This window comes from Ruminococcus sp. 5_1_39BFAA (genome assembly GCF_964240875.1).
Classification (GTDB): domain Bacteria; phylum Bacillota; class Clostridia; order Lachnospirales; family Lachnospiraceae; genus Blautia_A.
Map to the genome: position 1 here is coordinate 25344 of NZ_CAXSVO010000035.1, position 9141 is coordinate 34484.

The 9141-nt window shown below is 49.1% G+C and carries 12 protein-coding genes; 10 read left to right on the forward strand and 2 right to left on the reverse strand.

The features are described from left to right. Nucleotides 1-3 precede the first annotated feature (3 nt). The 4 genes from ACESZH_RS21230 to metK all read left to right on the forward strand — a co-directional run bounded on the left by ACESZH_RS21230 (nt 4) and on the right by metK (nt 5154). Nucleotides 4-522 carry a sigma-70 family RNA polymerase sigma factor gene (locus ACESZH_RS21230; protein WP_158370144.1) on the forward strand — a complete coding sequence of 173 codons (519 nt, stop codon included), beginning with the start codon at nt 4-6 and terminating at the stop codon, nt 520-522. A gap of 152 nt (nt 523-674) precedes the next feature. Further along, nucleotides 675-1214: a type II toxin-antitoxin system PemK/MazF family toxin gene (locus ACESZH_RS21235; RefSeq protein ID WP_262575301.1), complete on the forward strand. Its 540-nt coding sequence runs from the start codon at nt 675-677 to the stop codon at nt 1212-1214. A gap of 6 nt (nt 1215-1220) precedes the next feature. Further along, nucleotides 1221-3686, forward strand: a complete 2466-nt coding sequence (locus tag ACESZH_RS21240) for a phage/plasmid primase, P4 family (protein ID WP_262575300.1) — start codon at nt 1221-1223, stop codon at nt 3684-3686. A gap of 391 nt (nt 3687-4077) precedes the next feature. Continuing rightward, nucleotides 4078-5154 (forward strand): methionine adenosyltransferase, encoded by a 1077-nt coding sequence (gene metK / locus ACESZH_RS21245; RefSeq protein WP_373218969.1) that lies wholly within the window; start codon nt 4078-4080, stop codon nt 5152-5154. A gap of 37 nt (nt 5155-5191) precedes the next feature. On the opposite strand, the gene ACESZH_RS21250 is transcribed toward metK, so the two are convergent. Continuing rightward, nucleotides 5192-5641: a hypothetical protein gene (locus tag ACESZH_RS21250; protein ID WP_318583166.1), complete on the reverse strand. Its 450-nt coding sequence runs from the start codon at nt 5639-5641 to the stop codon at nt 5192-5194. Nucleotides 5642-5874: 233 nt separating this feature from the next. Here ACESZH_RS21250 and ACESZH_RS21255 point away from each other — a divergent pair, with 233 nt between their 5' ends. Next, nucleotides 5875-6240: an HNH endonuclease gene (locus ACESZH_RS21255; RefSeq protein ID WP_373218968.1), complete on the forward strand. Its 366-nt coding sequence runs from the start codon at nt 5875-5877 to the stop codon at nt 6238-6240. Here the strand turns inward: ACESZH_RS21255 and ACESZH_RS21260 are convergent. Further along, nucleotides 6234-6419, reverse strand: a complete 186-nt coding sequence (locus tag ACESZH_RS21260) for a SymE family type I addiction module toxin (RefSeq protein WP_373218967.1) — start codon at nt 6417-6419, stop codon at nt 6234-6236. The genes ACESZH_RS21255 and ACESZH_RS21260 overlap by 7 nt on opposite strands. 376 nt (nt 6420-6795) lie before the next feature. On the opposite strand from ACESZH_RS21260, the gene ACESZH_RS21265 reads away from it, so the two are divergent. The 5 genes from ACESZH_RS21265 to ACESZH_RS21285 form a co-directional block, all read left to right on the forward strand. Then, a complete protein-coding gene (locus ACESZH_RS21265) occupies nt 6796-6942 on the forward strand; it encodes a hypothetical protein (protein ID WP_373218966.1) in 147 nt (48 codons plus the stop codon). Nucleotides 6943-6966: 24 nt separating this feature from the next. After that, nucleotides 6967-7278: a hypothetical protein gene (locus ACESZH_RS21270; protein ID WP_373218964.1), complete on the forward strand. Its 312-nt coding sequence runs from the start codon at nt 6967-6969 to the stop codon at nt 7276-7278. Further along, nucleotides 7268-7495, forward strand: a complete 228-nt coding sequence (locus ACESZH_RS21275) for a hypothetical protein (protein WP_373218962.1) — start codon at nt 7268-7270, stop codon at nt 7493-7495. The genes ACESZH_RS21270 and ACESZH_RS21275 overlap by 11 nt, the downstream gene beginning before the upstream one ends. 18 nt (nt 7496-7513) lie before the next feature. Continuing rightward, on the forward strand, nt 7514-8827 hold the full coding sequence (locus ACESZH_RS21280; protein ID WP_373218961.1) for a site-specific DNA-methyltransferase: 1314 nt from the start codon (nt 7514-7516) through the stop codon (nt 8825-8827). Beyond that, a partial coding sequence (locus ACESZH_RS21285) for a DNA cytosine methyltransferase (RefSeq protein WP_373218959.1) occupies nt 8824-9141 on the forward strand: 318 nt, incomplete at its 3' end. The genes ACESZH_RS21280 and ACESZH_RS21285, both read left to right, overlap by 4 nt.

Sequence of the window (9141 nt, forward strand, 5' to 3'; positions counted from 1 at the left end):
AAAATGACTGAGAAACCTGTAAAGAGGGGATTTGGATGGAAACGCATGGGGGATGTACATAAAGCTGACGCGGAGTGTGCCATCATGCTCAAAGAAATCATCCGAAGGCTGCCGGAACTAAGGGAATACTGCCGCTATTTTGAGAGCAGGAGAAAAAGCCTGCTTACTATGGCAGAGATTGAGGAGGGGGAGATTACCTTCCTGAATGTGGGAAAAATAAAAGAACTGATGGGACTGCCGATGTCAGAAGAGGACAAGAAAGCCTTGTTTGCTTATTTTGATGCCAGTACCCAGATCATGGTTTTGGAAACCGGAATGGAGGGGCTCCCAGAGGGCCAGTACCGTGAAATTGCCTATGACCGGTATTTTGAAAGGATGAGCTATCAGGAGATTATGCAGAAGCACAGTGTGAATAAAAAAACTGTCCAGAGAGCGCTGGGAAAAACTAAGGCTTATCTTCTTACTTACTCCAGATGGTATTTGGACTTGGCGGGAAAGGTAAAAGAGTCAATCAACCAGTAAAAGTGTCCCTTTTTGCCCTCTCCGGGATACCAAAGCGATATGCTATTATTATAATGCGCAAGAGCAAACGAAAAAGCCAGAGCGGGAACAGCCATGACAGTTTCCATTCTGGCTTTTCTTATGTGATTGAATGGAAGGAGGAGAAAAATGATATGGGCAGGAAAAACCGTAGGAAAAAATCTGCGTATACCAGAAAGATGAAAACGGGTGCAAAACGTCTGGTAACGATGAAAATGGAGCAAGTACATACCGGCTGCGATGAAAATTTTGAAATGCCAGAACAACAGAGCAGTTTGGGGCCACATCGTGGTGACATTTGGTTTGCAGAGCTTGGGAAGCATCCGGGGACGAGTGTCCAGGAAGGATGCCGGCCGGTATTTATTATGAGCAATGACACGGCAAACGGGCATTCCGGTACTGTGACAGTCGTGCCGATGACTTCCAAGAAGAAAAAAGCATATCTTCCAACGCATGTTTTGACGGAAGCGTCAGACTGTCCTAGTCTTGAACCTTCCATGGTGCTGGCGGAGCAGGTGACTACCATTGGCAAGTGCGCCCTCAAAAGTTTTGTAGGGCATGTTGGAGAGGACAGAATACATGAGATTGAAAAGGCCGTGGAGGTGCATCTGGGTATTACGTCACGCCGTATATCTGACAGGTGGAATGCCTGTATTAGCGGCAAAGGAGTGTGAGAATTTGTGGGCACAGTTAATTTTGTAAACATCCCGGCGGATTTAAAAGAGTCCTGCCGGTTCTGCGTATGGAAGAAAGAAAAGGGGAAAGGCAGGTCTGCTCGCCTGACGAAAGTTCCTTATAACCCCGTTACCGGGCAGAAGGCCCAAAGCAATAATGGGGAGACTTTTTCAGATTTTGCCACTGCAATGAAATCTTTTGCGATGGGCGGATATGACGGTATCGGAATCCGGGTTTCCTCCGGCATTGGTGCCATTGATATTGACCACTGTATCCGGGAGGACGGCACCTTAAATGACGTGGCGGCTTCCGTACTGGGAGTTTTTAAAGATGCATACTTTGAACGTTCCCCGTCCGGCAGCGGACTTCGTGGGTTCTTCCATGTGGATGCGGATTTCATTTTTGATAAGACGATTTATTACATCAATAATCGGACGCATGGGCTGGAAGTGTATCTTCCGGGAGCAACGAACCGATTTGTAACCGTCACAGGGGACCAGTACCGCGCAGGTTCGGTACCGGCGGATATGGGAGCACTCCAAAATGTACTGGACACGTTCATGAAACGGAAATCCCAGGTGGTGAACACACACATTGAGCCGTGTTCCTATCTGACAGATGAGCAGGTACTGGAACATGCGAAAAAGTCTGCCAATGGAGAACGGTTCACCGACTATTATAACGGCAATTGGCAGAGATACTTTGATAACCAGTCAGATGCGGATATGGGGTTCCTCTCCATGCTGGCATTCTGGTGTGGATGCGATGAAGAACAGATGGACCGTATTTTCCGTACTTCCGGCATGATGCGCCCGAAGTGGGACAGGAAACAGGCAGGTACGACTTATGGAGGGATTACTATCCGCAATGCGGTGGCAACCTGCCAGCAGATTTACCTGCCGGTGGATGTACACAATATTTCCAATGGAGCGGAGGAGGACTTTGCCGATCTGGAAAGAGAACAGAAGAAAGCTGCTGATTTCCAGGCCGATCTTTCCAATATTACCTTGACACTGGAGGAAATGAAACCGCATTCCAACCCAAGGTATGGACGGGATGAAATCGGCATCGGGAATGCCTTTGCTGATTTTTTTCTTCCCATTGCCCGATATAACCGTGACCGTGGGATATGGTATGTCTATGACGGGCGGATATGGCGGCCGGATGAGGGAGGTCTGAAAGTGGCGGAGCTTGCGAAGCTGCTGGCAGATAAGCTGTATACATTCGCCCTTCAGATCAAGGATGAGGATACCCGTAACCGTTATATCAAACGGGTACAGAAGCTGCAATTGAGAAAGAACCGGAAAACAATGGTGGAGGATGCCAAGTCAGTGCATCCGATTCCCATGTCAGCCTTTGACCGCAGTACCCATTTGTTCAATTGTCAGAACGGTACGCTTAATTTACAGACGATGGAGTTCCGGGAGCACAGGCCGGATGATTTCCTGACGATGGTATCCGGAATTGCCTATGATCCGAATGCGGTCTGCCCGCGCTGGAATTCATTTATCAGCGAAGTCATGTGTAACGATAGTGAACTGGCATCTTACCTTCAGCGGGCTCTGGGTTACGCTTTGACAGGAGATACATCACTTGAATGTATGTTCATTCTCTATGGCGCGACTTCCCGAAATGGCAAGGGTACCACAATGGAGACTTTTCTTAAAATCATGGGCGACTATGGGAAAACCTCTAATCCGGAGATGCTGTCCACAAAGTTTGGAAACACCAATGCATCCGGGCCGTCTGAAGAAATCGCCCGTCTTGCGGGCATCCGTTTTGTGAATATCTCGGAGCCGGAGAAAAAGATTACGTTCAATGCCGCACTGGTTAAGAGGCTCACGGGGAATGACACCATCAATGCCAGATACCTGCATGAAAACTCTTTTGATTTCAGACCAGTGTTTAAGATTTTCATTAACACGAATTATCTACCGAATGTGTCAGATATGACGCTGTTTGATTCCGGGCGCCTGAAGATTATCCCTTTTAAACGCCATTTTGAAGAAGCAGAGCAGGATAAGGGGCTGAAAGCCCTGTTTGCTGAAGAAGAGAATTTATCCGGAATCTTCAACTGGTGTTTGGAGGGGTATAAAGAATTCCGAAAGTTCAGGCTGGCATCCCCAAATGCTGTGGTAGAAGCAATCCAGGATTATCGGAATGATTCTGACCGTATCGGGCAGTTTATTGAAGCGTGGCTGGAAGAAGGGGAGGCGTATGAGGTCCGTTCTGCCGCCGCATATAAGCTCTACTCAGACTGGTGCAGGAAGTACAACTATAATGCAGAAAATGTGAAGAACTTTAAAAATGCAATGGAGAAGAGATTCACAATTGAACGCCGGAGACCGAAAGATGGCGGGGAAAAGACATCTCTAATTATTGGATGCAGATTCCGGGAGCAGGAGCTTGGAGAAGAGGATGAACAAAACGATGTGCTTCAGGATGCGAAAAAAGAGTTTAAACCTGTGTAGTCCAGCAATTTACCAGCACTTTTAAGTATTTTTGAAAAATGGAAGTTCCCTTTGAAAAATATGGGGCAGGACGTGGCAAGTAAAAACCGTATTTTCTATTTATTATTTTCTTTTATATATTTTACTGTTTTTACTTGCCACAAGTTGCCCCAAAAAGAAAATGAAAGGAATTCAAATGGTTTGCACGAGATATGGCGTTAACGGTTTTTCTTATGCCGGTCCTGCGATTGGAGGATCATTGTGTGTAACGGATCATATCTTACCACAAAGTATATGAGACCATATCAGGCATCCTTTGCGCCAGCTTGCTTTGTGGGAATCCCTACAGGGTGAGCAGCGGCAAAGGGTGCCTGCTTTGATACATAAACCAAACGAGAGGAGAAGTAAAACTATGAGCAGGATTTTAACATGCGAACAGGTGTCAGACGGGCATCCCGATAAAATCTGTGACCAGGTTGCGGATGCCATTGTGACGGACTGTCTGGTACATGACAAAGAAAGCAGGGTGGCGATTGAGTGTCTGTTAAAGGACAGCCGCCTGATCATTGCCGGGGAACTGACCAGTAAGCACCAGCCGGACTACCGGGAACTGGTGGATGATGTGCTGGAGCGTATCGGAAAGGGAAAGACAGAATATGGCAGGATGGAGATCATCAGCCCGCTGGATGTTGCCCTTATGGTAAAGGAGCAGTCGCCGGACATCGCCCTTGGTGTGGATAAGGGCGGAGCCGGAGATCAGGGCATCATGTTCGGGTATGCTACGAATGAAACGCCGGAGCTCCTTCCGGTTCCATTTGCCGTGGCGACCAAGTTCCTGCGGCTTCTGAAGAACCACCCGTCAAAAATGTTCCGGGCGGATGCCAAGGCACAGGTCAGTTTTGATTACAGCAGCGGACGGATCACTGCTTTCCTCTGCTCCGTGCAGCACAGCCCGGATGTGGAGGTCAGCGATTTCCGTCACGTCATCGAAGGGATGATGGTGCTGGCTGCCTGTGAGTACGGGCTGAACGGTGACTTCGTAAAACTGGTCAATCCGACCGGACGGTTTGTGGTCGGCGGCTCTTTTGCTGACTGTGGTGTGACAGGAAGGAAACTTGCCTGTGATACTTATGGCGGCATCGGCAGGCTTGGCGGTGGTGCGCTGTCCGGGAAAGATCCAAGCAAGGTAGACCGTTCGGCTGCGTATATGGCACGGAAGATTGCCCGCGACATTGTGCAGGCCGGATATGCGGAGCAGTGTGAAATTCAGATTGCCTATGCCATCGGGATGGAACATCCTGTGTCAGTCAACGTGGACTGCTTCGGTACAGAGTATCAGCCGCTGGATTTTATCCAGGCTTATGTGGAGGACAGCTATGATCTGACACCAAGGGGGATTATTAACCGGCTGCATCTCCGGGATGTGGACTATAACTTGGTATCTGCCTATGGACACTTCGGGAAGCCTGGACTTCCGTGGGAGGAATAAAAAAGGCTTCCCTGGTTGGAAGCCCGTGAAATAAAAATCAGTTGTCTGAGAAAAGCTGCGAAAGCAGATAATCAATATCCGTTGAGAATTGTGGATGGTGTCCGTTGGCATATGCGTCAAGATATGCCTGACAATCATCCACAATTGTTTTTGTGTTTTTATCGATGATGGTCTGAATCAGTGTGGCAAATTGGTTACCTTCGGTGCGATACCGTCTGAGATATTGTTTGGTAACGGGAAACATTTTTATGTAGTGCAGGCCATGCCTGTTTTTAGGGCGTGTAGTAGGTCTGGGAGGTAAGGCAAAATACTGATCCTTAGGTGCTGCGGCAGGAATGTTGGAACGAATCGGAATAGCAAAATCACAGTTCTTCCCTTTGTACTTCAAACGAATTACAAGTACATAGGGGCGTTTGGATTTCGTAAGAACCTCTGGATCATTTTTATATTTATCAAAAAGTGTTGTGTCGATGGAAACAAGTCTCATAACAAAGATATCCTCCCGTAAAAACGAAGGGCCTGCCTTGCGGCAAGCCCTTCTACAAGTAAGCGATATTCTACGCTTTGCAGCACCCCGTCGCTTGCGGAAGCTAAACATACACGTTCATGATATTCTTGCCGTCATGACCGGCGAGCACTTGGCTCACTATTATTATACTCAAATTGCACCGAAATAGCAACGGATTGAAAAAAATTTTTTGAAGATGGGAGGTGGATCAGATGCCATACAGACCAAACACGCCGTGCAGACATCCCGGATGTGCGGCTCTTGTCTCCTACGGACAGAAATATTGTGAAAAACACAAAGCACTGCACCCGGAAGAAGTGCGGTCAGCTGCAAAGCGAGGGTACGGCAAGAGATGGCAAAAGGCCAGCCGGGAATACCTGCGGGCGCATCCGATGTGTGTGCTGTGCATGAAGAAACAGCCGCCGCGGTATGTGAAGGCGACAGTGGTTGACCACATCACTCCACACCGTGGCGACCAAAAACTGTTCTGGGACCGGAGCAACTGGAGAAGTTTATGTAAGCAGTGTCATGATAAAAAGACACGGGCGGAAGATAATAATCCGACCTACACCTATTGATCCGTGTCTTTTTCAATCACCAGCCGTCTTTTTTCACACTGGATGGATACGAAGCTGCCGGCTGTGAAGCCGAGCTGCTCCAGCCACTTCCCTTCCAGACGGATTTGTGGAGAAAGATTCCTGCCCCGGTAAGTGTAGTAGACTTTCCTGCGGCGGTTTCTTTTCTGTTTTTCTTTCAAAGGTTCATGCCTCCTTTCTTTGCGGTACGGTCATGTTACCTCTGAAAGCGGAATATATCCAGCAGATCCGCTGCCATAAATTACACGGATTTTCGTGGTTTTGTTTGTGTACATTATGGCGGAAAGAGCCCGCCGGGGGCCGGGTTCACTTCTCTGTGGTGAAGTGCCACGGAGACCGCCGCCCCCTCAAACGTAAAAAACCGCGAATTTGATAGGCCGGGGGTCTGGCAGTTACGGCGCAAAATGAAACCAGCAGACGAAGAGGCGCGGCAGCACTGCCAGCCCCCATCTTATAAATATCCGAGATGAACCAAAACACATGAAATTCCTTGATAAAATGGGAACTTTCGTGTGTTTTTGCTTGTTCCGGTGAAACATGAAAATCCGGAATGAAACAGGAACGACCCGTGCGGCATCCATGCTGACAGGAGGAAAATTCACCTCGCCATTTTTTATGTGTTTTTTGGGATTTTTCCGCAAAATGGGCGGGGTTACGGCGCAGCATGGAAACGGTGCAGCATGAACCACACAGGAAGGAGAGGCAGAGATGGAAGCAAATACGGAAACTGAGATGCTGGAGGATATGGCGAAACGGTTCTGCCCCAACTGCGGTGCGGCGGTCACGCCAAACGACAAAGGCCGTCCGAGGATATTCTGCTCGGAACCCTGCAGGTATGCGTGGAAGAACAGAAACCCGCACCCGGAAAACTGGAAATCTACCCGGACAGCTATTTGCCCGGAGTGCGGAAAACCATTTCTGGCAAGCCGGGAGTATGGGAGAGTGAGGAAATATTGCAGCCATGCCTGTGCCAACAGAGGGCGGGCGAAACGAAAGGAGCGTGAGGGAAATGAAGGATAAGATGAAAACCATCGGTGTGTACTGCGTCTGCAATACGATGGATATCTGCGTACATGAGATTGACTGCTGTGAGGACAGGGTGCTTGCATCCGCAAATGGAGAAAACCCACAGTGGTGTCCCATGAATGAACAGACGCGGTCGGACGGGGAAGAGGCGGAGCCGGGATTCTTATTCGGCTCTTTTTTCGTGCCGTTCTCAGAGGTCATGCGCGTCTGAGTAAAGGAGGACGCATGGATGCAGAAAACTGCACAACTGAAAGTGCTGCCGGTGGGCGTACTCAGGCCGGCCGCATACAATCCCCGGAAGAAACTGAAGCCGGGGGATAAGGAGTACGAGAAGATCAAAAATTCCATTACGGAGTTTGGGTTTGCGGACCCGCTTGTGGTCAATTCCGATATGACAATCGTGGGAGGGCACCAGAGACTGACTGTTGCCATGGACCTTGGCTATACAGAAGTACCGTGTGCTGTGGTCGATATTGACAAGGTCCGGGAGAAGGCGCTGAACATTGCCCTCAATAAGATCACGGGGGCGTGGGACGATTCCCTGCTGGCTGATCTGCTGAAGGACATCGAGGACAGCGACTTTGATTTAGGGAAAACAGGTTTTGACCCGCCGGAAATTGATGAACTTTTCAATAAAGTCCATGACAAAGAAGTCAAGGAAGATGATTTCGATGTGGAGAGCGAATTGAAACGGCCGGCTTTTTCAAAGAAAGGGGATCTCTGGCATCTTGGCAAACATACGGTCATCTGCGGTGATTCCACCCTGCCGGAAACCTATACCCGGCTGATGGGAGAAATCAAAGCAAATCTCGTGTGTACGGACCCTCCATATATGGTGGCGCTGCAAAGTACATCCGGCACGATTACAAACGATGACCTGAATGACCATGATGCAGTGGAATTTCTGATGAAAGCCTTTTCCTGTTTCCACGAAGCAATGGCAAATGACGCATCCATCTATGTGTTTTATGCAACGGCAAAAGCCCGGATTTTCCATGATGCGTTTGAGGATGCGGGTTTCAAAGTGGGAGCGGGGCTGGTGTGGAAGAAGGACCGTCTGGTATTGACAAGGACGGACTGGAAATACATCCACGAACCGATCATCTTTGGATGGCGTAAAGATGGACGGCACCGTTGGTATGGCGACCAAAAACAGGTAACTGTTTTTGATTTTCCAAGGCTGAAAAGTTCTAAGGAGGAAGGCTGCGGGCATCCGTCCAGCAAGCCGGTTCCGCTGATCGCTTACCTGATTAAGCAGTGTACGATGACCAATGGCATTGTACTGGATGGATTCCTCGGCTCGGCATCTACATTGATTGCCTGTGAGGAACTGGACCGTATCTGTTATGGCGTGGAACTGGAAGAGAAATTTGTAGATGTGGCGGTCAAACGCTATATCAAGTACAAAGAGGGCCGGTGTGATGATGTGTACGTCATCCGTGACGGGCAGAAACTGTCACTGGATGAGGTGGTGCAGCTGGATACAGAGGATCTTCCGTCAGGGGAGCAGGCAGCCATGGAATCTGGAGGTGTGCTGGAATGACGGGAGATAAGACATTGACCCTCGGCAGCCTGTTTGACGGCTCCGGGGGCTTTCCCCTGGCGGGTATCCTTGCCGGGGTGACGCCTCTGTGGGCATCCGAGATTGAGCCATTTGCTGTACGTGTAACTACTGCAAGGCTTCCGCAGATGAAACATTATGGAGATGTTTCGGGTATCAGTGGGGCAGACCTCCCGCCTGTGGATATCATCACCTTCGGGAGTCCTTGTCAGGATATGTCTGTTGGACAGCGAATTGAGAGAGACGCAAACGGCAAATTATTTTTCCGCTTTTCAAATAATCGACCGCGCAGTCTG